42 protein-coding genes are annotated in these 26,366 nt (G+C 47.8%); 41 read left to right on the forward strand and 1 reads right to left on the reverse strand.

Annotated elements, in window-relative coordinates; genetic code table 11:
* Positions 1-217: 217 nt before the first annotated feature.
* From H9X84_RS06925 to H9X84_RS07090, 34 genes are all read left to right on the forward strand, one after another.
* Positions 218-433, forward strand: coding sequence for a hypothetical protein (locus H9X84_RS06925; RefSeq protein WP_205133581.1), 216 nt, complete (start codon positions 218-220; stop codon positions 431-433).
* A 149-nt stretch (positions 434-582) separates the two neighbouring features.
* Positions 583-855: an ACT domain-containing protein gene (locus H9X84_RS06930; RefSeq protein ID WP_205133582.1), complete on the forward strand. Its 273-nt coding sequence runs from the start codon at positions 583-585 to the stop codon at positions 853-855.
* 16 nt (positions 856-871) lie between these two features.
* Positions 872-2,230 (forward strand): PFL family protein, encoded by a 1,359-nt coding sequence (locus tag H9X84_RS06935; protein WP_205133583.1) that lies wholly within the window; start codon positions 872-874, stop codon positions 2,228-2,230.
* 656 nt (positions 2,231-2,886) lie between these two features.
* On the forward strand, positions 2,887-3,201 hold the full coding sequence (rpsJ, locus tag H9X84_RS06940) for a 30S ribosomal protein S10 (protein ID WP_205133584.1): 315 nt from the start codon (positions 2,887-2,889) through the stop codon (positions 3,199-3,201).
* A gap of 186 nt (positions 3,202-3,387) precedes the next feature.
* A complete protein-coding gene (rplC, locus tag H9X84_RS06945; protein ID WP_205133585.1) occupies positions 3,388-4,017 on the forward strand; it encodes a 50S ribosomal protein L3 in 630 nt (209 codons plus the stop codon).
* Between the two features lie 27 nt (positions 4,018-4,044).
* On the forward strand, positions 4,045-4,665 hold the full coding sequence (rplD, locus tag H9X84_RS06950) for a 50S ribosomal protein L4 (protein ID WP_205133586.1): 621 nt from the start codon (positions 4,045-4,047) through the stop codon (positions 4,663-4,665).
* Complete coding sequence (gene rplW, locus H9X84_RS06955; RefSeq protein WP_205133587.1) at positions 4,665-4,964, forward strand: 50S ribosomal protein L23; 300 nt, start codon at positions 4,665-4,667, stop codon at positions 4,962-4,964. The genes rplD and rplW overlap by 1 nt, the downstream gene beginning before the upstream one ends.
* A gap of 75 nt (positions 4,965-5,039) precedes the next feature.
* On the forward strand, positions 5,040-5,870 hold the full coding sequence (gene rplB, locus H9X84_RS06960; RefSeq protein WP_205133588.1) for a 50S ribosomal protein L2: 831 nt from the start codon (positions 5,040-5,042) through the stop codon (positions 5,868-5,870).
* Between the two features lie 49 nt (positions 5,871-5,919).
* Positions 5,920-6,204 carry a 30S ribosomal protein S19 gene (rpsS, locus tag H9X84_RS06965; RefSeq protein WP_016407826.1) on the forward strand — a complete coding sequence of 95 codons (285 nt, stop codon included), beginning with the start codon at positions 5,920-5,922 and terminating at the stop codon, positions 6,202-6,204.
* Between the two features lie 29 nt (positions 6,205-6,233).
* Positions 6,234-6,623, forward strand: a complete 390-nt coding sequence (gene rplV, locus H9X84_RS06970) for a 50S ribosomal protein L22 (RefSeq protein WP_022253572.1) — start codon at positions 6,234-6,236, stop codon at positions 6,621-6,623.
* A gap of 11 nt (positions 6,624-6,634) precedes the next feature.
* Positions 6,635-7,294, forward strand: coding sequence for a 30S ribosomal protein S3 (gene rpsC / locus H9X84_RS06975; protein ID WP_205133589.1), 660 nt, complete (start codon positions 6,635-6,637; stop codon positions 7,292-7,294).
* Between the two features lie 2 nt (positions 7,295-7,296).
* A complete protein-coding gene (rplP, locus tag H9X84_RS06980) occupies positions 7,297-7,734 on the forward strand; it encodes a 50S ribosomal protein L16 (protein ID WP_022253570.1) in 438 nt (145 codons plus the stop codon).
* Positions 7,731-7,940 (forward strand): 50S ribosomal protein L29, encoded by a 210-nt coding sequence (gene rpmC / locus H9X84_RS06985; protein WP_334298065.1) that lies wholly within the window; start codon positions 7,731-7,733, stop codon positions 7,938-7,940. Before rplP ends, rpmC begins: the two co-directional genes overlap by 4 nt.
* A 32-nt stretch (positions 7,941-7,972) precedes the next feature.
* Positions 7,973-8,230: a 30S ribosomal protein S17 gene (gene rpsQ / locus H9X84_RS06990; protein WP_022253568.1), complete on the forward strand. Its 258-nt coding sequence runs from the start codon at positions 7,973-7,975 to the stop codon at positions 8,228-8,230.
* A 25-nt stretch (positions 8,231-8,255) separates the two neighbouring features.
* Positions 8,256-8,624 (forward strand): 50S ribosomal protein L14, encoded by a 369-nt coding sequence (gene rplN, locus H9X84_RS06995; RefSeq protein ID WP_205133590.1) that lies wholly within the window; start codon positions 8,256-8,258, stop codon positions 8,622-8,624.
* A gap of 22 nt (positions 8,625-8,646) precedes the next feature.
* Positions 8,647-8,949 carry a 50S ribosomal protein L24 gene (rplX, locus tag H9X84_RS07000; RefSeq protein ID WP_205133687.1) on the forward strand — a complete coding sequence of 101 codons (303 nt, stop codon included), beginning with the start codon at positions 8,647-8,649 and terminating at the stop codon, positions 8,947-8,949.
* A 22-nt stretch (positions 8,950-8,971) separates the two neighbouring features.
* Entirely contained in the window at positions 8,972-9,511 is a 540-nt protein-coding gene (rplE, locus tag H9X84_RS07005) for a 50S ribosomal protein L5 (protein WP_205133591.1), read from the forward strand.
* 17 nt (positions 9,512-9,528) lie between these two features.
* Complete coding sequence (locus H9X84_RS07010) at positions 9,529-9,714, forward strand: type Z 30S ribosomal protein S14 (protein ID WP_205133592.1); 186 nt, start codon at positions 9,529-9,531, stop codon at positions 9,712-9,714.
* Between the two features lie 20 nt (positions 9,715-9,734).
* Positions 9,735-10,136, forward strand: coding sequence for a 30S ribosomal protein S8 (gene rpsH / locus H9X84_RS07015; RefSeq protein ID WP_205133593.1), 402 nt, complete (start codon positions 9,735-9,737; stop codon positions 10,134-10,136).
* A 32-nt stretch (positions 10,137-10,168) separates the two neighbouring features.
* On the forward strand, positions 10,169-10,711 hold the full coding sequence (gene rplF, locus H9X84_RS07020) for a 50S ribosomal protein L6 (protein WP_205133594.1): 543 nt from the start codon (positions 10,169-10,171) through the stop codon (positions 10,709-10,711).
* A gap of 71 nt (positions 10,712-10,782) precedes the next feature.
* Positions 10,783-11,151: a 50S ribosomal protein L18 gene (gene rplR / locus H9X84_RS07025; RefSeq protein ID WP_205133595.1), complete on the forward strand. Its 369-nt coding sequence runs from the start codon at positions 10,783-10,785 to the stop codon at positions 11,149-11,151.
* A gap of 19 nt (positions 11,152-11,170) precedes the next feature.
* Entirely contained in the window at positions 11,171-11,674 is a 504-nt protein-coding gene (rpsE, locus tag H9X84_RS07030; protein ID WP_022253560.1) for a 30S ribosomal protein S5, read from the forward strand.
* 13 nt (positions 11,675-11,687) lie between these two features.
* The gene (rpmD, locus tag H9X84_RS07035) at positions 11,688-11,867 is read left to right on the forward strand and encodes a 50S ribosomal protein L30 (protein WP_205133596.1); all 180 of its coding nucleotides are present in this window, start codon (positions 11,688-11,690) and stop codon (positions 11,865-11,867) included.
* A gap of 17 nt (positions 11,868-11,884) precedes the next feature.
* Positions 11,885-12,325 (forward strand): 50S ribosomal protein L15, encoded by a 441-nt coding sequence (gene rplO, locus H9X84_RS07040; protein ID WP_205133597.1) that lies wholly within the window; start codon positions 11,885-11,887, stop codon positions 12,323-12,325.
* Between the two features lies 1 nt (position 12,326).
* A complete protein-coding gene (gene secY / locus H9X84_RS07045) occupies positions 12,327-13,592 on the forward strand; it encodes a preprotein translocase subunit SecY (protein WP_205133598.1) in 1,266 nt (421 codons plus the stop codon).
* A 93-nt stretch (positions 13,593-13,685) separates the two neighbouring features.
* The gene (locus tag H9X84_RS07050) at positions 13,686-14,315 is read left to right on the forward strand and encodes an adenylate kinase (protein WP_205133599.1); all 630 of its coding nucleotides are present in this window, start codon (positions 13,686-13,688) and stop codon (positions 14,313-14,315) included.
* Positions 14,316-14,470: 155 nt separating this feature from the next.
* A complete protein-coding gene (locus tag H9X84_RS07055; protein ID WP_205133600.1) occupies positions 14,471-14,746 on the forward strand; it encodes a KOW domain-containing RNA-binding protein in 276 nt (91 codons plus the stop codon).
* A 19-nt stretch (positions 14,747-14,765) separates the two neighbouring features.
* Complete coding sequence (gene infA, locus H9X84_RS07060) at positions 14,766-14,984, forward strand: translation initiation factor IF-1 (RefSeq protein ID WP_004034723.1); 219 nt, start codon at positions 14,766-14,768, stop codon at positions 14,982-14,984.
* 16 nt (positions 14,985-15,000) lie between these two features.
* The gene (gene rpmJ / locus H9X84_RS07065; protein ID WP_004034721.1) at positions 15,001-15,114 is read left to right on the forward strand and encodes a 50S ribosomal protein L36; all 114 of its coding nucleotides are present in this window, start codon (positions 15,001-15,003) and stop codon (positions 15,112-15,114) included.
* Between the two features lie 233 nt (positions 15,115-15,347).
* A complete protein-coding gene (gene rpsM / locus H9X84_RS07070; protein ID WP_205133601.1) occupies positions 15,348-15,716 on the forward strand; it encodes a 30S ribosomal protein S13 in 369 nt (122 codons plus the stop codon).
* A 28-nt stretch (positions 15,717-15,744) separates the two neighbouring features.
* On the forward strand, positions 15,745-16,146 hold the full coding sequence (rpsK, locus tag H9X84_RS07075) for a 30S ribosomal protein S11 (protein WP_205133602.1): 402 nt from the start codon (positions 15,745-15,747) through the stop codon (positions 16,144-16,146).
* A gap of 21 nt (positions 16,147-16,167) precedes the next feature.
* On the forward strand, positions 16,168-16,770 hold the full coding sequence (gene rpsD, locus H9X84_RS07080) for a 30S ribosomal protein S4 (protein WP_205133603.1): 603 nt from the start codon (positions 16,168-16,170) through the stop codon (positions 16,768-16,770).
* A gap of 87 nt (positions 16,771-16,857) precedes the next feature.
* Positions 16,858-17,817: a DNA-directed RNA polymerase subunit alpha gene (locus tag H9X84_RS07085; protein WP_205133604.1), complete on the forward strand. Its 960-nt coding sequence runs from the start codon at positions 16,858-16,860 to the stop codon at positions 17,815-17,817.
* A 105-nt stretch (positions 17,818-17,922) separates the two neighbouring features.
* Positions 17,923-18,465 carry a bL17 family ribosomal protein gene (locus H9X84_RS07090; RefSeq protein WP_205133605.1) on the forward strand — a complete coding sequence of 181 codons (543 nt, stop codon included), beginning with the start codon at positions 17,923-17,925 and terminating at the stop codon, positions 18,463-18,465.
* A 289-nt stretch (positions 18,466-18,754) separates the two neighbouring features.
* On the opposite strand, the gene H9X84_RS07095 is transcribed toward H9X84_RS07090, so the two are convergent.
* Complete coding sequence (locus tag H9X84_RS07095; RefSeq protein ID WP_205133606.1) at positions 18,755-18,916, reverse strand: hypothetical protein; 162 nt, start codon at positions 18,914-18,916, stop codon at positions 18,755-18,757.
* Positions 18,917-19,289: 373 nt separating this feature from the next.
* On the opposite strand from H9X84_RS07095, the gene H9X84_RS07100 reads away from it, so the two are divergent.
* The 7 genes from H9X84_RS07100 (at position 19,290) to truA (ending at position 26,207) form a co-directional block, all read left to right on the forward strand.
* Positions 19,290-19,565, forward strand: coding sequence for a metal-sensing transcriptional repressor (locus H9X84_RS07100; protein ID WP_205133607.1), 276 nt, complete (start codon positions 19,290-19,292; stop codon positions 19,563-19,565).
* 70 nt (positions 19,566-19,635) lie between these two features.
* The gene (locus tag H9X84_RS07105; protein WP_205133608.1) at positions 19,636-21,507 is read left to right on the forward strand and encodes a heavy metal translocating P-type ATPase; all 1,872 of its coding nucleotides are present in this window, start codon (positions 19,636-19,638) and stop codon (positions 21,505-21,507) included.
* Positions 21,508-21,770: 263 nt separating this feature from the next.
* Positions 21,771-22,637: an energy-coupling factor transporter ATPase gene (locus H9X84_RS07110; protein ID WP_205133609.1), complete on the forward strand. Its 867-nt coding sequence runs from the start codon at positions 21,771-21,773 to the stop codon at positions 22,635-22,637.
* Entirely contained in the window at positions 22,613-23,470 is an 858-nt protein-coding gene (locus H9X84_RS07115; protein WP_205133610.1) for an energy-coupling factor transporter ATPase, read from the forward strand. Before H9X84_RS07110 ends, H9X84_RS07115 begins: the two co-directional genes overlap by 25 nt.
* Entirely contained in the window at positions 23,467-24,291 is an 825-nt protein-coding gene (locus H9X84_RS07120; protein WP_205133611.1) for an energy-coupling factor transporter transmembrane component T family protein, read from the forward strand. Before H9X84_RS07115 ends, H9X84_RS07120 begins: the two co-directional genes overlap by 4 nt.
* A gap of 129 nt (positions 24,292-24,420) precedes the next feature.
* Complete coding sequence (locus H9X84_RS07125; protein ID WP_205133612.1) at positions 24,421-25,461, forward strand: acyltransferase family protein; 1,041 nt, start codon at positions 24,421-24,423, stop codon at positions 25,459-25,461.
* On the forward strand, positions 25,458-26,207 hold the full coding sequence (gene truA / locus H9X84_RS07130) for a tRNA pseudouridine(38-40) synthase TruA (RefSeq protein ID WP_205133613.1): 750 nt from the start codon (positions 25,458-25,460) through the stop codon (positions 26,205-26,207). Before H9X84_RS07125 ends, truA begins: the two co-directional genes overlap by 4 nt.
* Positions 26,208-26,366: the final 159 nt, after the last annotated feature.

The raw sequence follows: 26,366 nt of genomic DNA on the forward strand, positions 1-26,366 counted from the left end.
ATGTAGCTGGTATGGAAGGCTCCGAACTGGTTATCTCCATCAACAAGAACGACACAGCTCCTATTTTCGAAGTATCCGACCTGGGTATTGTCGGCGACGTTAAGGTAATTCTGCCGAAACTGGCTGACGCCATCAGAAAATACAAAGCAAACAAAGTGAAGAACTGATTTACAAAACAAACAGGGCCTTCCCCCTGTGGCACAGAAGGGCCGTTGCTTTGGCAACAGCCCTTCTTTTTTTTGCCTGTTTTTCTCCGGGATTGTCAAAAAAACAATTTTTTTCCGGAAGAAAGGAAAAAAAGAAAAAACCTGAAATCCTTGATATTCCGGGATTTTTCCGCAGGCCAAAGATGTTGAAAACCGGGAAAATGTGCTGTTGTTCAGCGGCGGTACAAAATAATACTGGACTTTCCGCAGGACAGGTATTAGAATAGTCCCATGAAATTAGAAGGCAAGGTGCTGAAAACGCCTTGTTTTTCTGGTTTTGCGGCTCTTTTGCAGGTGCAGACTGCCATTTTGCCAGAATGGACTTTTGCCCCTGAAAGAGGAAAATATGTTTTCTAATTTCAAGGAGGTCAAACACATGAAAAAAGCAGTAATCACAGTATTGGGAAATGACAAAGTGGGTATTATCGCCAAAGTTTGTACGTTTTTGTCCGAAGGGAATATCAATATCCTGGATATCTCCCAGACTATCGTCGGCGGGTATTTCGATATGGTCATGGTAGTGGATATTACAAATACAGACAAGAACTTTGATGAGATCGCAGACGGTCTGGATGCACTGGGCGAGGAAATGGGCCTGAAAATCAAAGTACAGCATACAGAAATTTTTGACGCGGTACACCGCATTTGATAAGGAGGATGTGCAGATGATTACAAGAAATGAGATCCTCGAGACAAATCAGATGATCGACGACGCAAATCTGGATGTGCGTACCATTACTATGGGCATCAGCCTGCTGGACTGCGCTGATGCGGATATTGATAAATTCAATGAAAAGATTTACAACAAAATCACGACTTATGCCAAGGACCTGGTAAAGGTAGGCGACGAGCTGGCCAAGGAATATGGTATTCCCGTGGTAAACAAACGAATTTCCGTGACACCTATCGCTATTGCGGCGGCAGGCTGCAAAACAGATTCCTATGTCAGCATCGCGCAGACGCTGGACAGAGCGGCAAAAGCCGTAGGCGTTAACTTTATCGGCGGATTTTCCGCTTTGGTGCAGAAGGGATATACAGAAAGTGACAGAAAGCTCATCGCTTCTATTCCCGAGGCTTTGGCGGTAACAGATTTTGTTTGTTCTTCCGTAAATATTGGGACATCCCGCAACGGCTTGAATATGGACGCCGTCAAAGAAATGGGTGAGATTATCCATAAAGCAGCGGAACTGACCAAAGACAGAGAGTGTATCGGCTGTGCAAAACTGGTTGTATTCTGCAACGCGGTGGAGGACAACCCCTTTATGGCAGGGGCCTTCCATGGTGTCGGCGAAGCGGACTGCGCCATCAATGTGGGCGTCAGCGGCCCCGGTGTTGTGAAAAAGGCTCTGGAACAGGTACGGGGCGAGGACTTTGAAACCCTGTGCGAAACTGTAAAACGCACGGCCTTCAAAATTACCCGTGTAGGCCAGATGATCGCCAGAGAAGCATCCAAACGTCTGAATGTGCCCTTTGGTATCATTGACCTGTCTTTGGCACCTACGCCGGCGGTGGGAGACAGTATTGCGGAGATTTTCCAGGAAATGGGTCTGGAGGAGCCTGGCGCACCCGGTACCACAGCGGCTTTGGCACTGCTCAATGATAATGTAAAGAAAGGCGGCGTGATGGCGTCTTCCTATGTGGGCGGTCTCAGCGGCGCGTTCATTCCTGTCAGTGAGGATCACGGCATGATTGAGGCGGCGGAAAAAGGCGCTCTGACTCTGGAAAAGCTGGAGGCCATGACCTGTGTCTGCTCCGTAGGTCTGGATATGATTGCTGTACCGGGAGATACTTCTCCTGCCACACTGGCCGGTATCATTGCCGACGAGGCGGCCATTGGTATGGTGAACAATAAGACTACGGCAGTCCGTCTGATCCCTGTCATCGGAAGAGGCGTTGGCGAGTCCGTAGAGTTTGGCGGTCTGCTGGGCTATGCGCCCATCATGGCAGTGAACAAATACAGCTGCGAGAAATTTATTGCCAGAGGCGGCAGAATCCCCGCGCCCATTCACAGCTTTAAAAACTAAATATATTTTTCAAAACAACTGTGTCATTATGATCGCCGGTACCCCCAACAGTGCGGGGGATACCGGCGCTTCTTTTTCTACGGAGCTTTTAATGAGGGAAAAAAGAGGATATAATATAGTAGAAACTCCATCAAAGAAAACGGAGGAGCAGGTGAAAAACCGCGATATTTCGCCGATGGAAGAGACATATGGGTTTTTGCGTGTAAAAAAGGAGAAAAACGAGGGCTGTTATTGTACGATATAGACAAAGAAAAGCCTTTTTCAAAAGAGTAAGCGAGAGATAATTGTTTGCTTTGTTTAAAAACTGACGGAAAGCGACTTTAAATTTTTGTTAAAATTCTAAGAAATTTTCGAGAAAAAAAGCAAAAAAACACTTGCCAAATGGGGTGCGGTCGTGTATACTAGTTTGTGTTGTGACATAGAGTGTTGATGCGGAAGGTTGCGGAAGGCCAGAAAGATAAGGCCGGACGGTTTTTCCGCGGAGCGATGTCCAGTTCAAGAAACCGGGCGACAAGGTCACTGTACTGAATATTTAGGGTAAGTTATCTCGACAGGATAACTTTGCGTATCCCACGTTGCAGGATACACCCGGATAAGTGTGCAGTCACCACTTGTCGTGCTGAAACCAAAAGTACGAAAAGGAGGGGACTTTTTTTATGGCAAACCCAAAAATCAGAATCAGTCTCAAAGCTTACGATCACAAGCTGATCGATCAGTCTGCAGCGCAGATCATTGAAACAGCAAAGAAAACAGGAGCACAGATCAGTGGCCCTATTCCTCTGCCCACAAAGAAGGAAGTAGTGACCATCATCAGAGCAACACACAAATACAAAGACTCCAGAGAACAGTTCGAAATGAGAACACACAAGAGATTGATCGATATTCTGAGCCCTACTGCTAAAACAGCAGACGCTCTGAGCCGTCTGGACCTGCCCGCAGGTGTGGACATCACATTGAAAGTAATGAGATAAGATCAAGGAAATCACAGATGGGAAGCAACGACCACTGATTTCAAATAAAAAGGAATTTATCCAAAACACTGGTTTATATAAGAAGAAACGCGAAACGGCAGTCTCTTATATGAATCTAGTATGATTACTCCGAAACGAAAAGGAGTAGGAGCAATCCGCTGTAGAAAAATTAGGAGGTGCAACTACATGAAAAAGGCTATTATGGCTAAGAAAATCGGTATGACACAGGTTTTCACAGAAAACGGCGCGTTGGTACCGGTTACCGTTCTTGAAGCAGGCCCCTGCGTAGTAATCCAGAAGAAAACAATGGAAAACGATGGTTACGAAGCAGTACAGGTTGGCTTTAAAGATGCGAAAGCAAAAAAAGTAACAAAACCTATGAAGGGTCATTTTGACAAAGCTGGCGTAACAGCAAAGAAATATGTAAAAGAATTCAGACTGGAAGACACAAGCGCATACGAAGTTGGCGCAGAAATCAAAGCTGACGTATTCGCGGCTGGCGACAAAGTAGACGCAAGCGGCATTTCCAAAGGCAAAGGCTTCCAGAGCACAATCAAGAGATACAACGCACAGAGAGGTCCCATGGGTCATGGTTCCAAATCTCACAGAGTAGTAGGTTCCATGGGTTCTTCCGCAACACCCAGCCGTGTTAAGAAGGGCAAAAGAATGCCTGGTCACATGGGTAGCGTGAAAGTAACTATCCAGAACCTGGAAATCGTTCGTGCTGACGCAGAAAAGAACCTGCTGCTGATTAAGGGCGCTGTACCCGGTCCCAAAGGTTCTGTTCTGGTGATCAAAGACAGCGTAAAGGCTTGATAAACTTTACGAAAGGAGGAAACTAACATGGCAAACGTTGCAGTAATGAACATGAATGGCGAACAGGTCGGTACAATCGAACTGAACGACGCTATTTTCGGTATAGAAGCAAATGAACATGTGATGCACCTGGCGGTTGTACAGTATCTGGCAAACCAGAGACAGGGCACACAGAGCACAAAGACACGCGCAGAAGTACGTGGCGGTGGTAGAAAACCTTGGAGACAGAAAGGCACAGGCAGAGCAAGACAGGGCTCCATCCGTTCCCCTCAGTGGGTTGGCGGTGGCGTAGTATTCGCTCCCAAGCCCAGAGATTATTCCTTCAAACTGAATAAGAAGGTGAAGAGACTGGCACTGCAGTCCGCACTGTCCACAAAAGTGGCAGAAGGCAAAATCATCGTTCTGGATGAACTGAGCCTGGCAGAAGTTAAGACAAAAGAGATGGCAAAGGTGCTGGCAAACATCAACTGCGGCAAAGCACTGATCGTGATGGACGGCGCAAACACAAACGTAATGCTGTCCGCTAGAAACATCCCTGATGTAAAAACAGCTTCCGTAAGCACAATCAACGTATATGACCTGCTGAAGTACAACACTCTGGTTGTTACAAAAGAAGCGGTAGCAAAAATCGAGGAGGTGTACGCATAATGGCAGACCTGAAATATTATGACGTAATCCTGAAACCCGTTATCACAGAAAACAGTATGGCTGTTCTGGATGAGAAGAAATACACATTCATCGTTCATCCCGAAGCTACAAAGTCTCAGGTAAAAGACGCAGTAGAAAAAATGTTTGACGGCGCAAAGGTTGCTTCCGTAAACACAATGAACTACAGCGGCAAGCCCAAGAGAAGAGGCTATATCTTCGGCAAAACAAAGAAATACAAAAAAGCAGTTGTAAAACTGGCTGCTGACAGCAAAGACATCGAGATCTTCCAGGGTATGTAATCTGGAAGAAACACCAAAACGCAAAACACACGGAAACGTGTAGACGGATAAACAATATCGAAAGGAGTGGAAAACATGGCAATTAAGAGATATAAGCCATACACACCGTCCAGAAGACACATGACAGTGTCCGCATTTGATGAAATCACAAAATCCACGCCCGAGAAATCTCTGGTAGTACACCTGAAGAAAAACTCCGGCAGAAATAACCAGGGCAAAATCACCGTTCGTCACAAAGGCGGCGGCGCAGCCATCAAATACAGACTGGTTGACTTCAAACGCAACAAAGACGGTATTCCCGCAACAGTAAAGGCGATCGAATACGATCCCAACAGAACAGCAAACATCGCGCTGATCGTTTACGCTGACGGCGCAAAATCTTATATCCTGGCACCTGTTGGCCTGAAGGTTGGCGACCACGTAATGAACGGTCCCGAAGCCGAAGTAAAACTGGGCAACACACTGCCTATGAGCAAGATCCCTGTTGGTGCAAACATCCACAACATCGAGATGAAGCCCGGCAAAGGCGGCCAGCTGGTTCGTTCCGCTGGTAACGTAGCACAGCTGATGGCGAAGGAAGGCAAATACGCAACTGTAAAACTGCCCTCCGGTGAAATGAGACTGCTGCCCATCGAATGCAGAGCAACCATCGGTCAGGTTGGCAACATCGACCACGAACTGGTTCACATCGGTAAAGCAGGTAGAAAACGTCACATGGGTATCAGACCTACTGTAAGAGGTTCCGTAATGAACCCCAACGATCACCCTCACGGTGGTGGTGAAGGTAGAGCACCCATCGGTCGTCCCTCTCCTATGACACCTTGGGGCAAACCTGCAATGGGCTACAAGACAAGAAACAAACACAAAGCTTCCAACAAATATATCGTACGCCGCAGAAACGGCTAATTCCTGCGCTGCCTAGCGCAGCGTAAATAGAAACAAGGAGGATGAAATAATGAGCAGATCACTCAAAAAGGGACCTTTCGCTGATGATCACCTGCTGAAGAAAATCGACGCGATGAACGCTGCAGGCGAAAAGAACGTAATCAAGACATGGTCTCGTCGTTCCACAATCTACCCCGATATGATCGGTCATACAATCGCAGTTTATGACGGCAGAAAACACGTGCCTGTATATATCACAGAAGATATGGTTGGCCACAAGCTGGGCGAGTTCGCTCTGACAAGAACTTACAGAGGCCACGGCAAAGACGCAGAAAAGAAATCCAGAGTTCGCTAATCAGATTCACAGGAAAGGAGGTTTCGTTCATGGCAAAAGGACATAGAAGCCAAATTAAGAAAGAAAGAAATATCGCAACACAGGAAAAAAGACCCCACGCTACTGCTAAATACGTTGGCATTCCTGCAACAAAGGCAAAAATTGTTCTGGATCAGATCAAAGGCAAAGACGTTGTAACAGCAGCAGCGATGTTGAATTATTCTCCAAGATATGCTTCCGAGATCATTGCAAAGGTACTGAAATCCGCAATGGCAAACGCAGAAAATAACTTGGGTATGGACGTGAGCAAACTGTATGTAGAAGAGGTAAGTGCAGACCAGGGTCCTACGATGAAGAGAATCCGCCCCAGAGCACAGGGCAGAGCTTACCGCATTCTGAAAAGATCTTGCCACATTTCCATCATTCTCAATGAGAGATAAGGAGGTACACAATGGGACAGAAAGTAAATCCGCATGGATTAAGAGTAGGTATCATCAAAGACTGGGATACCAAATGGTATGCTGAAAAAGACTTTGCTGATTACCTGGTAGAAGACGTTAAAATCAGAGAATTCATCAAAAAGAAACTGTACGATGCAGGCATTTCCAAGATCGCAATCGAAAGAACAGCCGGCAGAGTAAAAATCAGTGTATATACAGCAAAACCCGGTATCGTAATCGGTAAAAACGGCCAGGCCATCGAGGAACTGAAAGGTCAGATCCAGAAGATGACAAGCCAGAAAGTAGCAGTAAACATCGAAGAGATCAAGAGACCCGAAACAGACGCACAGCTGGTTGCAGAAAGAATCGCTCTGGATCTGGAAAACCGTGTAACATTCCGTCGTGCTATGAAGCAGGCAATGGGCAGAACAATGAAGTTCGGCGCTAAGGGTATCAAAACAGCAGTAAGCGGTCGTCTGGGCGGCGCAGATATTGCCCGTACAGAAAGCTACCACGAAGGTACCATCCCCCTGCAGACACTGCGCGCAGACATCGACTATGGTTTCGCAGAAGCAGACACCACATACGGCAAACTGGGCGTAAAGGTTTGGATCTACAAAGGTGAGGTACTTCCTGTAAAAGCAGCAAAAAAGGAAGGAGGCGCTAAGTAATTATGTTAATGCCTAAGAGAGTGAAACATCGTAAACAGCAGAGAGGTTCCATGAAGGGCCGCGCTTACAGAGGTAACAAGGTTACTTACGGCGATTTCGGCATCATGGCTATGGAGCCCACTTGGATCACATCCAACCAGATCGAAGCAGCGCGTGTTGCGATGACAAGACATATTAAACGTGGCGGTGACGTTTGGATCAAGATTTTCCCTGACAAACCCGTTTCCGCAAAACCTATCGGTACTCGTATGGGTTCCGGTAAAGGCGCACCCGAATATTGGGTAGCAGTTGTTAAACCCGGCAGAGTAATGTTTGAAATCGGCGGCGTTGCAGAAGAAACAGCAAGAGAAGCATTGAGACTGGCAATCCACAAACTGCCTATCAAATGCAAAATCGTTTCCAAAGCAGAAGCAGCAGAAATGGCAGGTGATCATCAGTGAAAACAAAAGGTTACGTTAATGAATTGATGGGTAAAACTGCAGATGAATTACAGAAGGACCTTGTTTCCGCTAAGAAAGAATTGTTCAACCTGAGATTCCAGAACGCAACAAATCAGTTGGATAATACAGCAAGAATCAAAGAAGTTCGTAAAAACATCGCAAGAATCCAGACAGTTATGACACAGAAAGCTAGAACAGCAAAATAAAAAATACGGTTTAGCGAAAGGAGGCACACAACGTGGAAGAAAGAAATCTTCGTAAAACCAGAATCGGTAGAGTAGTCAGCGACAAAATGGACAAGACAATCGTTGTTGCTGTAGAAGATAAAGTAAAACATCCTTTGTATGGTAAGATCGTGAACAGAACTTACAAACTGAAAGCCCATGACGAAAACAACGAATGCGGCATCGGTGACCGTGTAAAGGTTATGGAAACAAGACCTCTGTCCAAAGACAAGAGATGGAGACTTGTAAGCATCATCGAAAAAGCAAAATAATCCTGTTCAGAGAGGAGGACAATATATGGTTCAGCAAGAAACCAGATTGAAAGTAGCAGACAATTCAGGAGCAAAAGAACTTCTTTGCATCAGAGTTCTGGGTGGTTCCACCAGAAGATATGCAGGAGTTGGCGATATTATCGTAGCTGCGGTTAAAGACGCAACACCCGGCGGTGTTGTTAAAAAAGGCGACGTTGTAAAAGCAGTCGTAGTTAGAACCGTTCATCCCGTAGGCAGAGCAGACGGCAGCTATATCAAATTCGACGAAAACGCAGCGGTTATCATCAAAGAGGACAAAAACCCCAGAGGTACACGTATCTTCGGGCCCGTTGCAAGAGAGCTGAGAGAGAAACAGTTCATGAAGATTCTTTCTCTGGCACCGGAAGTATTATAAGGAGGTGTGCTAGGTGGCTAACATGAAATTGAAAACAGGTGACAAGGTAGTTGTCATCGCCGGCAAAGACAAAGGCAAGGAAGGCAAGATCCTTCATGTAGATAGAAAGAACAACCGTGTCATTGTGGAAGGCGTAAACATGATCTCCAAACACACAAAGCCCAACATGCAGAACCAGCAGGGCGGCATTGTGAAAAAAGAAGGTTCCATCCACGCTTCCAACGTAATGTACCTGCATAACGGCAAGGCAACACGTCTGGGCGCAATGATCAAAGACGGCAAAAAGGTTAGAGTAGCGAAAAAGACAGGCGAAGTAATCGACTGATCCCTGCGAAAGGAGGTTAACAATGAGCAGATTAAGAGATTTCTATAATACAGAAATTGTTCCTGAAATGACAAAGAAGTTTTCATATACAAACAAAATGGCAGTACCCAAGATCGAAAAGATCATCATCAACATGGGTGTTGGCGAAGCAAGAGAAAACGCTAAGGTTCTGGACGGCGCTGTAAAGGATATGGCAATCATCTCCGGTCAGAAGCCCCTGGTAACAAAAGCGAAAAAATCCGTAGCGAACTTTAAGCTGCGTGAAGGCATGAACATCGGCTGCAAAGTTACCCTGAGAGGCGACAGAATGTACGAATTCGCAGACAGACTGATCAACATCGCTCTGCCTCGTGTACGTGACTTCCGTGGTGTTAAGGCAAACAGCTTTGACGGCAGAGGCAACTACACAATGGGTATCAAAGAACAGCTGATCTTCCCTGAAATCGAATACGATAAAGTAGACAAGATCAGAGGTATGGACATCGTATTTGTAACAACAGCGAAAACAGACGAAGAAGCAAGAGAATTACTGAGACTGTTCGGTATGCCATTCGCTAAATAATTAAGGGAGGGAAAACAATGGCTAAGAGATCTATGGTTGTAAAGCAGCAGAGAAAGCCTAAATTCTCTACAAGAGCTTATACACGTTGCAGAGTGTGCGGCAGACCCCACTCTGTACTGAGAAAATATGGAATTTGCCGTATTTGCTTCCGTGAATTGGCATACAAAGGCCAGATTCCCGGCGTAAAGAAAGCAAGCTGGTAAAACGAAAGGAGGAATTGACAATGTCCATGAGCGACCCTATCGCAGATATGCTCACAAGAATCAGAAACGGTAATATTGCGAAACACGATACAGTAGATGTTCCTTCTTCCAAGATGAAGAAAGCAATTGCGGACATTTTAACAAAAGAAGGTTATGTAAAAGGCTACGAAGTAATCGAAGATGGTATCAAAACAACACTTCGCATCAGCCTGAAATACGGCGCAGACAAGAACGAAAAAGTTATCACAGGTTTGAAGAGAATCTCCAAACCCGGTCTGAGAGTTTTCGCCGGCAAAGACGAACTGCCTAAGGTACTGGGTGGTCTGGGGATCGCAATCATCTCCACAAGCCAGGGCCTGATGACAGATAAGGAAGCAAGAAAAGCAGGCGTAGGCGGCGAAGTTGTTGCCTTCGTTTGGTAAGATAAGACGAAGAATATTAGGAGGTGCAGACCATGTCAAGAATCGGTAAATTGCCCGTAGCAGTACCTGCCGGTGTGGAAGTAAAGATCGGCGAAGACAACCTGCTGACAGTAAAGGGTCCCAAAGGTACTCTGGAGAGAAAATTATCCGCTGACATGCATATCGCAATGGAAGATGGTCAGATCGTGGTTACAAGACCCAATGACCTGAAGAAAAACAAAGCTTTACACGGCTTGACAAGAACATTGATTTTCAACATGATCGTTGGTGTTACACAGGGCTATGAAAAGACTCTGGAAATCAACGGTGTTGGTTACAGAGCAGCAAAGTCCGGCAAGAAGCTGACACTGACTCTGGGTTATTCCCACCCCGTTGAGATGGAAGATCCCGAAGGCATCGAATCCATCGTAGAAGGCACAAACAAGATCATTGTTAAGGGTATTGATAAAGAAAAAGTTGGACAGTTCGCAGCAGAGATCAGAACAAAACGTCCCCCCGAACCCTATAAAGGCAAAGGTATTAAATACTCTGACGAATATATTAGACGTAAAGTTGGTAAGACCGGTAAGAAATAATTAAACCAAGAGGTTTAGATTGTTTATATCGGAAAGTGACTGATTTTTGAAGAAACGGAGTGAAAAATACTATGATTAATAAGCCATCTCGTGCAGCGGCTCGTCAGAAAAGACATTACAGAATCCGCAATCATGTGAAGGGTACCGCAATGAGACCCAGACTGGCTGTGTTCAGATCCAACAAACACATGTACGCGCAGATCATTGATGACGTTGCACATCATACACTGGTAGCAGCTTCCACCATGGAATCTGAGATCGCCAGCACATTAGAACATACAGACACTGTTGCAGCTGCAGCGGCTGTTGGCGAAGCTATCGCGAAAAAAGCAGTGGAAAAAGGTATTACAGAAGTTGTATTTGACCGCGGCGGCTTCATCTATCACGGCAAAGTAAAAGCTCTGGCAGATGCAGCAAGAGAAGCTGGTCTGAAATTCTAAGGCAAGGAGGAAAAGCAAGGTGAAAAGAATCGATCCAAGCACTTTAGATCTGAAAGATAAAGTAGTAACCATCAACCGTGTTACAAAGGTTGTAAAAGGCGGTCGTACCATGAGATTCTCCGCACTGGTTGTTGTTGGCGACGGCAACGGTCATGTAGGCTGCGGCGTAGGGAAAGCTGCTGAAATCCCCGATGCAATCCGCAAAGGGAAAGAAGACGCTATGAAAAACATCATCGAAGTAAACAGAAATGATGTAGACAGCATCTTCCACGGCGTTACAGGCACATACGGCAGCGCAAGCGTTCTGCTGATGCCTGCTGCAGAAGGTACCGGTATCATCGCTGGCGGCCCTGCTCGTGCCGTACTGGAATTGGCAGGTATCCGCAACATCAGAACAAAATCCCTGGGTTCCAACAACAAACGTAACGTAGTAAGCGCAACCATCGAAGGTCTGTCCAGAGCGACAACACCTGAAGCAGTAGCGAAACTGCGTGGCATTACTGTAGAAGAACTCTTGGGTTAAGGAGGAATTGACAGTGGCTGAAATTAAAATCACATTGGTGAAATCTACAATCGGAGCAATTCCGAAACATAAAAAAACAGTACAGGCGCTGGGTCTGAGAAAGACAAACAGCAGCGTGATTCAACAGGACAACGCGGCTATCAGAGGCATGATTCATCAGATTAGCCACCTTGTAAAAGTTGAAGAGATTTAATTTTAGGAGGTGCCAACATGAACTTATGCGAATTGAGACCTGCTGAAGGCTCCAGAGAAAAGAACTGGAGAAGAGGCAGAGGTCATGCAACCGGTAACGGTAAAACAGCAGGCAGAGGTCATAAAGGCCAGGGCCAGCGTTCCGGTTCCGGCGGTAAATGCGGTTTCGAAGGTGGTCAGATGCCTTTGTACAGAAGACTGCCTAAGAGAGGCTTCACTTGCAGAAACAGCAAAGAAATCGTTGCTATCAACGTTTCCATGCTGAACGTATTTGAAAACGACACAGTCGTAGATATCGATGCTTTAAAGGCCGTTGGTTTGATCAGCAACCCCAGAGATGGCGTGAAGATCCTTGGCGAAGGCGATCTGGAAAGAAAGCTGACAGTAAAGGTAAACTTCTACAGCAAGAGTGCTCTGGAAAAAATCGAAGCAGCCGGCGGAAAAGCAGAGGTGATCTAATTTGTTTAAGATTTTTGTAAATTCTTGGAAAACAAAAGAAATCCGTAACAAAATTCTTTACACATTGATGATCTTCGCGATCATCCGACTGGGTACACAGATTGCTCTGCCCGGCATCGACGCAGCCAGCGTAGTTGCGGCAAGAGAAACAGCCGGTATCGGCACACTTTACAGCGTCATCGCAGGCGGCGCAAATTCTAACTGGTCTATTTTCGCAATGGGGATCGGGCCTTATATCAACGCTTCCATCATTATGCAGCTGTTGACCATTGCGATTCCGAAATTTGAGCAGCTGTCCAAGGAAGGCCCCGAGGGCAGAAAAAAATTGCAGTCTTACAGCAGATATTTGACCGTAATACTTGCGCTGATCCAGGGTATTGGGTTAACATATACCTATCAGGGGATGTATGTTGCGGATAATATGCTGTACTATATTACCTCCGTATTCTGTTTGGTATGCGGTTCCACATTTGTAATGTGGTTGGCGGAACAGATCTCTGCGAAGGGGATCGGGAATGGTTCCTCCATGGTAATCTTTATTAACATCGTATCCAACCTGCCTTCCGGCGTTGCCAGCCTTTACTACATTATCTCCGGTTCCGGAGCAGTAGGCGCGGCAAAGGTTGCGGCGATCCTGATTATTCTGCTGATTGTTCTGGCGTTCATCGTATGCGTTAACCGCGGTGAGAGAAGACTGCCTGTGCAGTACTCCTCCAAGATGGTCGGCAGAAAACAGGCCAGCGGCAGAAACACTTCCATGCCCATCAAAGTAAATACTTCCGGCGTTATTTCCATCATTTTCGCCATCTCTCTGCTACAGTTCCCTCAGCAGATCGGGAACTTTATCCAGAACAAGGGAGAAGTATTTACCAAGGTAATTGAAGTGCTGAATATGACACACCCCATCGGTGCGTGTCTGTATATCATCCTGATTATTTTCTTCACCTATTTCTACACATCCATCGTAATCAACCCCAATGAGATCGCGATGAATATGAAGAAAAACGGTGGATTTATTCCAGGCATCAGACCTGGTCAGCCCACCAGTGCCTATATCACAAGAGTGGTAGGCAGAATCACACTGGTAGGCGCCATCTGCTACGCGATCCTGGCTATGGTGCCGGTCGTACTGCAGTGGATCTTTAAGATCAATGTTGGCTTCGGCGGCACAACACTGATCATCGTTGTAGGTGTTACACTGGACATCGTAAAAGCGCTGGAAAGCCAGCTCTTGATGCGTCACTACAAAGGATTTTTGAGCGAATAAAAGCAACCGCATGGGGGAATGCAGCGCGCATTTCCCGCCGGTTGTTTCGGGGAGAACACAAAGAGAAGGCCTAATCAGAAAAGAGGTAATCGTATGAAATTAGTACTCATTGGTGCGCCCGCGGCCGGCAAAGGCACACAGGCGGCAAGACTGGTTAAACATTACGGTATCGCTCATATCTCTACAGGCGATATGCTCAGAGAAGAAGTGGCAAAGGGTACAGAACTGGGAAACCAGGCAAAAAGCATTATGGCAGCCGGCGGACTGGTATCCGACGAGCTGATTATTGCCATCGTACAGGAAAGAATCAAAAAGGACGACTGCAAAAATGGTTTTATCCTGGACGGTTTTCCCCGCACAGTTGTGCAGGCTGAAAAACTGGAAGAAATGGTAACACTGGACAAAGTAGTTTATATCAACGCTCCGGACGATGTGATGCTGGAAAGACTGACCGCAAGAGAGACCTGTCCCAAATGCGGCGCCACATACAACAAACTGTTCCTGCCCGCTAAGGTCGCAGGCATTTGTGATGTATGCGGGGAACAGCTGACACAGCGTAAGGATGACACCGTAGAAGCAGGGAAGAAGCGTATCGCTACCTTCCATGAGCAGAGCGAGCCTCTGGTAGATTTCTACGGCAAGAAAGGCATTCTGATCGAAGTGGACGGCACACAGGGAATCGATGCGTTGACAGAAGCGATTATCAAAGGTCTGGACGCCTGAAAAGGCGCCCTAAGACCACAGGTGAAAAACATGGGGAGCGGCATTGTGCGGCTTCGGCGGCGGGGAAGGCCTGCCGCGGCAAAACCGTTCTGATGACCGGAGGAGGAACCTGAGATCCTTACGTTATCCGGTTCGAGATCAGCGAGGTGAGGACCATGGAATATCAGATCGGGCAAGTGGTGTATTCCAAAAGCGGTCATGACAAAGGCGGCATGATGATGATCCTTTCTTTGGAGGGACCCTATGCGTATCTGGCAGACGGCAGACGCCGGAAGCTGGAGCGGCCCAAGAAAAAGAAGCTCATCCATATCCAGCCGACAGGGTATGTGGACGCAGAGTTGGCCGGCAAGCTGTGCCGGAACGAATACGTTCTGGACGCGGACATTGCAAAGGCTTTGAAAAGCTATCAAGAAAAATTGGCGGAGAAATAATTGAAGGAGGTTCTCGGATTTGTCTAAAGACGACGTAATTGAAGTAGAAGGAACCGTGCTGGAAAAATTACCGAACGCCATGTTTCAGGTGGAACTGGAAAACGGCCATCAGATTTTGGCGCATATCTCCGGGAAGCTGCGTATGAACTTCATCCGCATTTTGCCCGGTGACAAAGTGTTGGTAGAAATGTCTCCTTATGATCTGACCAAAGGCAGAATCATCTGGAGAGCAAAATAAGGAAGGAGCGATCACAATGAAGGTAAGACCATCCGTAAAACCGATGTGTGAAAAATGCAGAATTATCAAAAGAAAAGGTCGGGTTATGGTCATTTGTGAAAATCCCAAGCATAAACAGAAACAAGGCTGATGATTTCGTTATGGCTCTGCAGGGGTAAACGTCCCTGGGAACCGTTGGTAAATCCGTCAAGGTACCGCGAAGGAGCATACAGTTAATAGCGGAAGCAGCGTGCAGGCTGACGGTCTGTTCTTTCCGTTTGTAATGCCCGACGGGTACGATCCATTTATGCGAATAACGAAGTAACATTCGATAGATATTTTTCGACAAATAAAGTGAATTATCATAGGAGGTGCAAGAGATACATGGCACGTATTGCTGGTGTAGACTTACCGAGAGAAAAACGCGTTGAAATTGGTTTGACATACGTTTATGGCATTGGCCATTCCAGTGCTGTTCGTATTTTGAATGAAGCAGGTGTTGACCTGGATACCAGAGTAAGAGATCTGACAGACGAAGAAGTATCCAGAATTCGTGAAGTCATCGACAGAACACAGACTGTAGAAGGTGACCTGAGAAGAGAAGTTGCTCTGAACATCAAACGTCTGATTGAAATTGGCTGCTACAGAGGCATCCGCCACAGAAAAGGCCTGCCCGTAAGAGGTCAGAAAACAAAAACAAACGCAAGAACAAGAAAAGGTCCTAGAAAGACTGTTGCGAATAAGAAGAAATAATAAGATTTCATGAAGGAGGTTTGAAGAAATGGCAAAGAAAACTGTGAAAAAGGCAACAACTCGCAGACGCCGTGACAAAAGAAAAGTAGAACGTGGTCAGGCTCATATCCAGTCTACTTTTAACAATACAATCGTTACAATCACTGATGCTGTTGGCAACGCTCTTTCCTGGGCAAGCGCAGGTCAGCTTGGTTTCAGAGGTTCCAGAAAATCTACTCCTTATGCTGCACAGATGGCTGCTGATACAGCTGCAAAGGCTGCTTCCGACTACGGTCTGAAGACTGTGGAAGTATTCGTAAAAGGCCCCGGCAGCGGACGTGAAGCCGCAATCCGTGCTCTGCAGGCAGCAGGTCTGGATGTAACACTGATCAGAGACGTTACACCCGTTCCTCACAACGGTTGCAGACCACCCAAACGCAGAAGAGTATAATTTTCAGGAGGTGTAAAGTAAATGGCTAGAGATAGAGTACCGGTACTGAAAAGATGCAGATCTTTGAACCTGGATCCCATCTACCTTGGTATTGATAAAAAATCCAAAAAACAGAACTTGAAAGCAAACAGAAAAATGAGTGAGTATGGTCTGCAGATGAGAGAAAAGCAGAAAGCTAAATTCATCTACGGCGTACTGGAAAAACAGTTCAGAGGATACTATGCACAGGCTGAAAAGATCGCGAAAAAAGAAGGTATCCCTGGCGAAAACCTGCTGATGCTGCTGGAAATGAGACTGGACAACGTAATGTTCCGTCTGGGCTACGGCAGAACAAGAAAAGAAGCTAGACAGATCGTTCGTCACAAACACGTTACCGTAAACGGTAAGGCAGTGGATATCCCTTCCTACCAGGTAAAGGTTGGCGATGTGATCGAAGTAAAAGAAAAATACAAATCCATTCAGAGATACAAAGATGTTCTGGCTGTAACAGACGGCAGACTGGTTCCTGAATGGCTGAGCGCAAACCACGATGCACTGAGCGGCACCGTGCTTGCAAAACCCACAAGAGCACAGATCGATGTTCCTGTTGAAGAAACATTTATCGTCGAACTGTACTCCAAATAATAGATTTCGATTGTGCAGTGAAGTCAAAGATACAGCCGCAAGGCTTTCCTTGCGGCCATCTAATATATTAAAGGGAGGTTTGAATGAGTGTTTGAATTTGAGAAACCTCGCATTGAAATTGCTGAGATGTCACCGGACGGAACATATGGTAAGTTTGTGGTAGAGCCTCTGGAAAGAGGATATGGCACAACTCTGGGCAATTCCCTGAGACGGATCCTGCTTTCTTCCCTTCCCGGTGCGGCAGTAAGCAACGTTAAGATCGACGGCGTGCTTCATGAATTCAGCGTGATTCCCGGCGTTAAGGAAGACGTGACAGAGATCATCCTGAACCTGAAGGGACTGGCAATCAAAAATACCAGCGAAGGCAACGAGCCCAAAATTGCGTATATCGACATGGAAGGCGAAGGCGAAGTCAAAGGCTCCGATATCAAGGCGGACAGCGATATTGAAATCCTGAACCCCGACCACCATATCGCGACTCTTTCCGGCGGCGCAGGCAGTAAGCTCTACATGGAGATTACCATTAACAAAGGCCGCGGCTATATTGGCGCCGACAAAAACAAAAAAGACGATCAGCCAATCGGTATGCTTCCGGTAGACAGTATCTTTACACCTGTGACCAGAGTAAACTTCCTGGTAGAAAACACACGTGTAGGCCAGATCACAGACTACGACAAGCTGTCTCTGGAGGTATGGACAAACGGGACCATCGCTCCCGATGACGCAGTCAGCTACGGCGCGAAGATCCTGAACGAGCACCTGAACCTGTTCATCGACCTGTCTGATAACGCGAAGGACGCTTCCATTATGGTAGAAAAAGAAGAAGGCAAGAAAGAGAAAGTTCTGGAAATGAGCATTGAGGAACTGGATCTGTCTGTACGTTCTTACAACTGCCTGAAACGTGCCGGCATCAACACTGTTGAGGATCTGGCGAACAAGACAGAGGAAGAAATGATGAAGGTAAGAAACCTGGGACGCAAGTCTCTGGAAGAAGTGCTGAACAAAATGGCAGAACTGGGTCTGTCCCTTCGTCCCAGCGACGAATAATTCTGCCCGTTAACCATTATTTACTGTGGAATTACGGCACACATAAGCCCGAAGAGCAGTGGCGCCGGGGTAAGTTCCGCAGGTATCAACAAGGAGGATTTAACCATGCATGCATCCGGTTATAGAAAACTTGGCAAAACAACACCTCAGAGAAAAGCTCTGCTGAGAAACCAGGTTACAAATCTGCTGTACCACGGCAAGATCAAAACAACAGAAACAAGAGCGAAAGAAGTTAGAAGAATCGCTGAAAAGCTCATCACTCTGGCTGTAAAGGAAAAAGACAACTTCGAAGAAGTTGAAGTAACAGCAAAGGTTGCAAAGAAAGACGGCAACGGCAAGAGAGTGAAAGAAGTTGTAAACGGCAAGAAAGTAACTGTTTATGACGAAGTAAAGAAAACAGTTAAGAAGGATAAACCTTCCAGACTGGCTGCAAGACGTCAGATGCTGGCTTACCTGTACCCTGTAACAGAGGTACCCGCAGACGGTAAGAAAGCAAGAAAGAACAGCAAAAAAGTTGACATGGCAGCAAAAATGTTCGACGAAATCGCTCCTAAGTATGTAGGCCGTACAGGCGGTTACACAAGAATCGTGAAACTGGGCGCTAGAAAAGGCGACGGCGCGATGGAAGTTATCATCGAACTGGTTTAAGATCGATGACAGCCTGATGACAGGCAAGCATAGAAATAAGAAGCACAGAACCTTGTCTTTGAGGCTCTGTGCTTTTTTATTTTTGCAGCGAGGAATGTAGCCCAAAATGAAAAGAAATCCGTGCGGAACAGCAGGCCTCCGCCCATATTGTTATGTTGGAAGCCGGAAACGCAGAGTTCCCTTAGGAAAAAGATATGGCAGAAGAGGAATCTAAAAGAACCCGTCCTATTTGAGGACGGGTTCTTTTACATTAGGAGATCAAAATGAATTTTTTGATGTTACTGGCTGTTTATGCTTCCGCGCCGGCAGAAGTAGTATCGGCTTCCGCTACTAGTTCCATGGCTGCGGGAGAAGTCTCCTCTGCAACAGGTGTGTAGGTCATGGAAATACCGATCATAAAAGAAAGAGAAAATACAATAGCGCTCATCAGAACCGTTTTTTTCATTGTCATAGGAAACCCTCCTTTCAGGGCATCTTCATAAGAAAACAAATATATTGATTGGATTTTTTTCTTATGAAGACAGCCATTGCAGCTCCTCTCAAGGAATAAGAAAATCGTTGTTTTCTTAAAGGGAGGCTGCTTTGCAGAATACTTTTTTATCTGATACCATCATACCACAAAGGGGACAAGCATAGGTTACAGCGGTGTAAATTTATGGTTACAGCCGCATTTCTTTTTTATTACAGGAATATCTCGAAAAAGAGAAGAATTTCTTAAGACACACAGTTCGAGACGGAGATAGGAAAGATTCTTGACAGGGGGCCTTTTTTTCCATAAGATACAGTTATACAGATACCCCTAGAGGTATAAGGAGGTTTTAATCATGAGACAATGTATGGACGCGGATAATTTACACCGCAGACTGAAAAAAATTATCGGACAGGTACAGGCCATAGACCGCATGATCGACGAGGATGTTCCCTGCGAAGATGTGCTGGCCCAGATCAACGCGGCCAAATCCGCCCTCCATCGGGCAGGGCAGGTGGTGCTGGAAGGCCATATCAAGCACTGTGTACGGGACGGCATTGAGCATGGCGACGCGGAGCAGACCATTGCCAGCTTTACCAAAGCGGTGGAGCGCTTTGCCAATATGAAATGAATCCATTGACAACCCATACCCCTATATGTATAATAAACATATACCCCCATGGGTATTGAAAGGAGGATGTATGGTGGAAAAATTAGAAGAACTGCTGGAATGGGGCGGCGTGAAAAAAGACATTCTGCTTCTGGTACTTTCCGGTATTTGTCTGCTGGGCAGTATTCTGGGAATTCAGCCCTTTCCCTTTGATCTGGCATGGGTAGCCATTGTGCTTTGCGGCCTGCCCATCATTTTGGAGGCCATTATCGGTCTGGTGACGGCCTTTGACATCAAGGCGGATGTGCTGGTATCCATGGCGCTGATTGCCTCGGTGTTTATCGGAGAGCATTTTGCGGCTGGGGAAGTGGCTTTTATTATGCAGCTGGGGGCTTTGCTGGAGGATTTGACAGTGGCCAAGGCCAGAGCGGGTATCGAGAAGCTGGTCCGTTTGACCCCCAGAACGGCCAGAAGGATAGTGGATGGAAAGGAAGAAATGATACTGGCAGAAGAGGTGCAGGCGGGAGATATCCTGCGGGTAGTTCCGGGAGAGACCGTTCCTGTGGACGGCATGATCCTTTCCGGTGAGACTTCGGTGAATCAGGCAGTCATGACCGGGGAATCCCTTCCGGTGGACAAAGGGCCGGGAGATGAAGTGTCCAGCGGCACCGTCAATCAGTTTGGCTCTTTTGATATGAAGGCTCTGCGGGTAGGCGAGGACAGTTCCATCCAGCGGATGATTCGTCTGGTGCAGTCTGCCGATGCCGGGAAGGCTAAGATTGTGGGAATTGCCGACCGATGGGCCACTTGGGTGGTGGTGATCGCGCTGGTTTCGGCGGCTCTGACCTGGTTCTTTACGGAGGAAATCATCCGCGCCGTGACCATATTGGTTGTATTTTGCCCCTGCGCTTTGGTGCTGGCAACGCCTACGGCCATTATGGCGGCCATTGGCAACGCCACGAAGCATGGCTTTTTGGTGCGGGAAGGGGACGCCCTGGAACGTCTGGCGGCTGTTTCCCGGCTTACCTTTGATAAAACAGGGACATTGACCTACGGCAAACCAAAAGTGACAGCAGTTTACAGCGATTTGCCGGGATTGGGAAAAGAGGAGCTGTATAGAATGGCCGCCGCGGCGGAAAAGCGCTCGGAGCATCCTCTGGGCAAGGCGGTTGTGCAGTGTTGTGAAAAGGAGAGCAGTCATCTTCTGCCGGAAGCGGAGAATTTTCAGATGCTGCCGGGCCGCGGTGTGGCGGCTCTGGTGGAAGGCAGGGAAATTCTGGCGGGAAATACGGAGCTGTTGGCGGATCATCAAATTAGGCTGTCTGAAACAATACAGGCAGAGGCGGAAAAACACCGGCTGGAAGGCTGTACCATTATCTATGTGGCCATAGACCGTCAGGCGGCGGGATTTTTGGCTCTGGCCGATACACTGCGCCAGGATGCGGCGGAAACCATAGAGGGCGTAAAGGCCGCTGGTGTAACGCCGGTACTGCTGACGGGAGACCATGAAAACGCCGCCAAACATATTGCGTCAGCCCTGGGAATCACAGAGGTCTACGCCGGGTGCCTGCCGGAGGACAAGCTGAACCGCATCGACGAGTACCAGAAGGACGGCAGACAGGTCTGTATGATGGGGGACGGCATCAACGATGCGCCTGCGCTGAAAAAAGCCTATGTGGGCATCGCCATGGGCGGGATCGGCAGTGATATTGCCGTAGAGGCGGCGGATATTGCGCTGGTGAATGATGATATCCGGCAACTGCCCCATTTGCTGCGGCTGGCGAAACGAATGATGTTTACGATCAAATGTAATCTGACCTTTTCCATGACTCTGAATTTTATCGCCATTATTCTGGCTATGACTGGCGTATTGAATCCCATTATTGGGGCGCTGGTACATAATGCCGGGTCTGTACTGGTAATTCTCAATTCGGCGCTGCTGCTGAAATGGAAGAAAGCCTGAAAAAGAAAAAGTATCCTGCGGCCGCGGACAGATCTGTCCGCGGTCTTTTTTGCCGGGGAAAGGGGGCAAAGGCGCTTTGACCGTCAGAGGCTCTATTCTGATTCCGGTACGGAAAACGGGCCGCAGGATTTTGCGGAAGACCGCATTTTTCTTGACTTTTTCATAGAAAAAAGGTATCTTATTGATAGCTGTGAGTATTTACGCCATAGACTATGAAAGATGGAAGAAATCTTCTTCCTGAAAGAAAAGGTGAACAGGAAATTATGAAAATGATTAAGGCCAAAGATCTGACCTACGAGTATATTCGCGTTATGGAAACGGATCATGGCACTAAGGAAGAAAAGGTATCTGCTCTCAAGCAGGTCAACATGGAAATAGAACAGGGAGATTTTATCGCTGTCCTGGGCCATAACGGCTCCGGGAAATCTACCTTTGCCAAGCAGATCAACGCGCTGCTGCAGCCTACCGGCGGCACCCTCTGGGTGAAGGACATGGATACCAAAAACGACGCGCTGGTTTGGGATATCCGCCAGACGGCGGGAATGGTGTTCCAGAACCCCGATAACCAGCTGGTAGCCACGGTAGTAGAAGAGGATATTGCTTTTGGACCGGAAAACATGGGCGTAGAACCCAAGGAGATCCGCCGTCGGGTGGATGAGGCGCTGGCAACGGTGCGCATGGAGGAATACGCTACCCATACCCCGTCTAAGCTCTCCGGCGGACAGAAGCAGAGAATCGCCATTGCCGGTGTGCTGGCCATGAAGCCGGACTGCATCGTATTGGACGAGCCTACGGCCATGCTGGACCCTGTGGGACGCCGGGAGGTCATGGAGACCATTGAACGGCTGAATAAAGAAGAGGGGATCACCATGATCCTCATTACCCACTATATGGACGAAGCGGTACGGGCGGACAAGGTCTTTGTCATTGATGATGGGGACCTAGTCATGCAGGGGACGCCACGGGAAATCTTTTCCCAGGTGGAAGAACTGAAGAAATACGGTCTGGATGTGCCTCAGGTAACAGAGGTGGCGTATCTTCTGCGGAAGGAAGGTATTGACCTTCCGGCGGATATTCTGACGATAGAAGAAATGGTAGGTGCGGTATGTCAATTAAAATCAACCATTTAACCCATATATATAATCCCGGTACGGCCTTTGAGAAAAAGGCACTGGATGATGTAAGCCTGGAGATCCCCAAGGGGCAGTTTGTGGGCCTCATCGGTCATACAGGCTCCGGGAAATCTACTTTGATCCAGCATCTGAACGGGATCATTTCCCCTACCTCCGGCGAGATCCTGCTGGATGGGGAGAATATTCATAAGGATAAGGCAAAGCTGAAGGAAGTGCGCCGCCGTATCGGGCTGGCCTTCCAGTACCCGGAGTACCAGCTCTTTGAAATGACGGTTTATAAGGATGTAGCCTTTGGCCCTACCAATATGGGCCTTTCTCCTGAGGAGATCCATGAAAGTGTCATTTCCGCGTTACAGACCGTAGGTCTGTCGGAGGAAGTTTATGAAAAATCTCCCTTTGAGCTGTCCGGCGGCCAGAAGCGGCGTGTGGCCATTGCCGGTGTGCTGGCCATGAATCCGGAGGTATTGATTCTGGACGAGCCGACGGCAGGTCTGGACCCCAGAGGCCGGGACGAGATTTTACAGGCCATCAAAGAACTGCACGAAAAACGGGGCATCACGGTCATTCTGGTGAGCCACAGCATGGAGGACGTGGCAAAGCTGGTGGATCGCATCATTGTGATGCATCGGGGCAAGGCGGCCATGGAAGGCACCCCCAGAGAGATCTTTTCTCATGTGGAAGACCTGGAGAAGATGGGGCTGGCGGCGCCGCAGGTCAGCTACGTTTTCGCGGAGCTGAAAAAGCGGAGCTTTGATGTGCCTACAGATGTATATACCATAGAAGAAGCCAAAGAGGCTTTGCTGAAATTGATAAAGCAGGTGAAAGCATGATTCGGGATATTACCATCGGTCAGTACTACCCGGCGGAGTCGCCGATCCATCGGCTGGACGCCAGAGTCAAGATCGTTGTGACATTTTTATATATTGTATCGCTGTTTATCGTCAATACCATTATGGGGTATGTGATCGTAACGGCGCTGCTGGGCGTGGTGATCCATGCCTCTAAGGTCCCTGTGAAGTTTATGCTGCGGGGGCTGAAAAGCATTATAATTATCATTCTTTTTACGGCGGTCATCAATCTGTTCATGACACGGGGGGACCATATTCTCTGGAGCTGGAAGTTTTTGACCATTACAACGGAAGGGCTGTATATGGCCATCAAAATGTGTGTCAGACTGGTTCTTTTGATTGTAGGCTCCTCTCTGATGACATTGACCACAACGCCCATCCAGCTGACAGACGGCATTGAGTATTTGCTGCGGCCTTTGAAAAAGATTGGCGTGCCGGCGCATGAGATTGCCATGATGATGACCATTGCTCTGCGTTTTATCCCCACACTGCTGGATGAAACGGACAAGATCATGAAGGCACAGCAGGCCAGAGGCGCGGACTTTGATACAGGGAACATGATACAGAAGGCAAAAAGCCTGATCCCTATTCTGGTGCCGCTGTTTATTTCCGCCTTTCGCCGGGCGGAGGAACTGGCTATGGCCATGGAGGCCAGATGCTACCACGGCGATGAGAACAGAACCCGTATGAACGTAATGCGGATGCGGGGCAGGGACTATCGGGCGGCTGTCATGACGGCGGTATATCTTTGCGTTGTGGTAGGGTTGCGGATCGCCGCAGGTCATTTGACATTTATGATTTAAGAAAGGAACAGAACCGCAGAAATGCAGGCTGCTTGAAGTCTGTATTTTTGTGGTTTTCTGCATTTTTTTCAAATTCCGGAGGAGGGCGGAAAGGCACTTTGCCGGAAACATTTCGGGGAGGAAATGGGCGTGCGGAATCGGGAAATTTCGTTTTGTAATATGATCCTTTGCCTGTTGGTTATGTGGATTCATATTTGTTCTGTGGCGGTGAGCACATGGGACAAGGCCAGCGGGGCCTTTTTTGCAGTGGAAATGACATGGCGGCTTTCCGCTTTTGTGGTGCAGGGCTTTCTTTTTCTGTCTGCGCTGAAACTTTTTCGGAACATGGAAAAAAAGCCTTTTTCCTACGGCCCTTTTTTGTGGGGGCGTATTCGGAAAATCGGCGTGCCGTATCTTATTGCCGTTCTGGTCTCTTATCTGGGGCTGATCTGGCTGGGGTATTATGCCTTTGATCTGAAATTTTTGGTGAAGTCCGCGCTTTTGGGCAATATGATCGCCCCTTTTTACTTTATCATTATTCTGTTTCAGTTTTATGTGCTGATGCCCGTATGGCGCTGGATGGTGAAAAAAGTGGATTTCTGGGCAGCGGCGGTCAGCGCTGTTTTGCTGATGGCGGCGTTCCATGACGGCCTGCCTTCTATGATTGCCATGGTTTCCCCGGGAACGGCCTTCCCTTATAATGACCGTGTCTTTACCTCCTATCTGGCCTATTGGGTGCTGGGGTGTTATGCAGGAAGGAACTACGACGTCTTTCTGGAGAGTTTGCAGCGGAATAAGGGTGTGATTTTCTGTCTGTTCCTGATTTCCGCCTGTGCCGACGGCCTGCTGTATTACGGCATGGTCAGAGGAATGTTGGCAGTACCTTTTCTGGAGGACATTCATCGGCTTTATGTGGTGTTTGCCATGGCATTTTTGTTTTTGCTGGGGGATACGCTGGGCCGGAAGGTCATGGAAAACAGGGTGTGTCAGGCAGTGGACGCCTTCAGCTATGAGCTGTACCTGTACCATGGCATCTGGCTGTATGTGGTGCAGGACCGGCTTCTGGGTCTGTTGGGCATTTCCAATTACGGCGCGGCTCTGGCGGCAAGGATATTTTGCTGTTATGGTCTGGCGGTCGCGGTCGCTTTGGCAGTACAATATTTGCGAAAAAGAAAGGCGGATATGGGATGAGGATATTATTGACCATTGCCTATGATGGAACGAGATACAGCGGCTGGCAGAAGCAGAAATCGCCGGAGGTGCTGACGGTGGAGGGTGAGCTGGAAAAAGGCCTGCGGGCCCTTTTTCGGGACAAGGAGCTGGAGTGTATCGGCGCCAGCCGGACGGACCGGGGCGTTCATGCTTTGGGCCAGCGGGCGGTGGTAGATGTGGAGACCACCATTCCCGTGGAGAAAATTCCCCTTGCCATCCGTCCTTTTCTGCCGGAGGATATTGTGGTGACGGCGGCCAGAGAAGTGCCAACGGCGTTTCACCCCCGTTATGACTGCGTGAAAAAAACATATGAATACCGCATTTACCATGGGAAATATAAAAACCCAAAGGAACGGCTGTACAGCACCTTTGTCTATCACGATCTGGATGTGGAGAAAATGAACGAAGGCGCGAAAGCCTTTGTGGGCACTCATGATTTTGCCGCGTTCTGCGCCGCGGGGAGCAGTGTTTCTACTACGGTGCGGACCATTTTCGACTGCCACATGGAGCAGGAAGGCCAGCAGATCCGTATTCTGGTGACGGGCGACGGGTTTTTGTACAATATGGTGCGGATCATTGCCGGGACGCTGATTGCCGTAGGCCAGGGAAAACTTCCCGCCGAAGGGGTGGCCGGTATCATTGAAAGCAGAGATCGGACGCAGGCGGGCCAGACAGCGGAGCCCCAGGGCCTGACTTTGCTGGAAATTTATTATGATTTGCCTTAGAAATCCCTTGACACCGGTATTTCGGCGTATTATAATAATAAAGCTGTGATTTAGATTTTAAGACGCTTTGCGTTTTAAATATAGTTTCTCAAGGTGGGACCCAATAAGTTATGAGGTAAAAGGCATAATGGAGATTGCAGGGATATTCCCGTATCGCTG

Origin of the sequence: Anaerotignum lactatifermentans, from assembly GCF_016902535.1 — a bacterium.
Taxonomy (GTDB): Bacteria; Bacillota; Clostridia; order Lachnospirales; family Anaerotignaceae; genus Anaerotignum; species Anaerotignum lactatifermentans_A.

Coding starts and splice junctions, on each gene's coding strand:
- H9X84_RS06930 (WP_205133582.1), top strand. CDS start 583: ATGAAAAAAGCAGTAATCACAGTATTGGGAAATGACAAAGTGGGTATT.
- H9X84_RS06935 (WP_205133583.1), top strand. CDS start 872: ATGATTACAAGAAATGAGATCCTCGAGACAAATCAGATGATCGACGAC.
- rpsJ (WP_205133584.1), top strand. CDS start 2,887: ATGGCAAACCCAAAAATCAGAATCAGTCTCAAAGCTTACGATCACAAG.
- rplC (WP_205133585.1), top strand. CDS start 3,388: ATGAAAAAGGCTATTATGGCTAAGAAAATCGGTATGACACAGGTTTTC.
- rplD (WP_205133586.1), top strand. CDS start 4,045: ATGGCAAACGTTGCAGTAATGAACATGAATGGCGAACAGGTCGGTACA.
- rplW (WP_205133587.1), top strand. CDS start 4,665: ATGGCAGACCTGAAATATTATGACGTAATCCTGAAACCCGTTATCACA.
- rplB (WP_205133588.1), top strand. CDS start 5,040: ATGGCAATTAAGAGATATAAGCCATACACACCGTCCAGAAGACACATG.
- rpsS (WP_016407826.1), top strand. CDS start 5,920: ATGAGCAGATCACTCAAAAAGGGACCTTTCGCTGATGATCACCTGCTG.
- rplV (WP_022253572.1), top strand. CDS start 6,234: ATGGCAAAAGGACATAGAAGCCAAATTAAGAAAGAAAGAAATATCGCA.
- rpsC (WP_205133589.1), top strand. CDS start 6,635: ATGGGACAGAAAGTAAATCCGCATGGATTAAGAGTAGGTATCATCAAA.
- rplP (WP_022253570.1), top strand. CDS start 7,297: ATGTTAATGCCTAAGAGAGTGAAACATCGTAAACAGCAGAGAGGTTCC.
- rplN (WP_205133590.1), top strand. CDS start 8,256: ATGGTTCAGCAAGAAACCAGATTGAAAGTAGCAGACAATTCAGGAGCA.
- rplX (WP_205133687.1), top strand. CDS start 8,647: ATGAAATTGAAAACAGGTGACAAGGTAGTTGTCATCGCCGGCAAAGAC.
- rplE (WP_205133591.1), top strand. CDS start 8,972: ATGAGCAGATTAAGAGATTTCTATAATACAGAAATTGTTCCTGAAATG.
- H9X84_RS07010 (WP_205133592.1), top strand. CDS start 9,529: ATGGCTAAGAGATCTATGGTTGTAAAGCAGCAGAGAAAGCCTAAATTC.
- rpsH (WP_205133593.1), top strand. CDS start 9,735: ATGTCCATGAGCGACCCTATCGCAGATATGCTCACAAGAATCAGAAAC.
- rplF (WP_205133594.1), top strand. CDS start 10,169: ATGTCAAGAATCGGTAAATTGCCCGTAGCAGTACCTGCCGGTGTGGAA.
- rplR (WP_205133595.1), top strand. CDS start 10,783: ATGATTAATAAGCCATCTCGTGCAGCGGCTCGTCAGAAAAGACATTAC.
- rplO (WP_205133597.1), top strand. CDS start 11,885: ATGAACTTATGCGAATTGAGACCTGCTGAAGGCTCCAGAGAAAAGAAC.
- H9X84_RS07050 (WP_205133599.1), top strand. CDS start 13,686: ATGAAATTAGTACTCATTGGTGCGCCCGCGGCCGGCAAAGGCACACAG.
- H9X84_RS07055 (WP_205133600.1), top strand. CDS start 14,471: ATGGAATATCAGATCGGGCAAGTGGTGTATTCCAAAAGCGGTCATGAC.
- rpmJ (WP_004034721.1), top strand. CDS start 15,001: ATGAAGGTAAGACCATCCGTAAAACCGATGTGTGAAAAATGCAGAATT.
- rpsM (WP_205133601.1), top strand. CDS start 15,348: ATGGCACGTATTGCTGGTGTAGACTTACCGAGAGAAAAACGCGTTGAA.
- rpsK (WP_205133602.1), top strand. CDS start 15,745: ATGGCAAAGAAAACTGTGAAAAAGGCAACAACTCGCAGACGCCGTGAC.
- rpsD (WP_205133603.1), top strand. CDS start 16,168: ATGGCTAGAGATAGAGTACCGGTACTGAAAAGATGCAGATCTTTGAAC.
- H9X84_RS07090 (WP_205133605.1), top strand. CDS start 17,923: ATGCATGCATCCGGTTATAGAAAACTTGGCAAAACAACACCTCAGAGA.
- H9X84_RS07095 (WP_205133606.1), bottom strand. CDS start 18,916: ATGACAATGAAAAAAACGGTTCTGATGAGCGCTATTGTATTTTCTCTT.
- H9X84_RS07100 (WP_205133607.1), top strand. CDS start 19,290: ATGAGACAATGTATGGACGCGGATAATTTACACCGCAGACTGAAAAAA.
- H9X84_RS07105 (WP_205133608.1), top strand. CDS start 19,636: ATGGTGGAAAAATTAGAAGAACTGCTGGAATGGGGCGGCGTGAAAAAA.
- H9X84_RS07110 (WP_205133609.1), top strand. CDS start 21,771: ATGAAAATGATTAAGGCCAAAGATCTGACCTACGAGTATATTCGCGTT.
- H9X84_RS07115 (WP_205133610.1), top strand. CDS start 22,613: ATGTCAATTAAAATCAACCATTTAACCCATATATATAATCCCGGTACG.
- H9X84_RS07120 (WP_205133611.1), top strand. CDS start 23,467: ATGATTCGGGATATTACCATCGGTCAGTACTACCCGGCGGAGTCGCCG.
- truA (WP_205133613.1), top strand. CDS start 25,458: ATGAGGATATTATTGACCATTGCCTATGATGGAACGAGATACAGCGGC.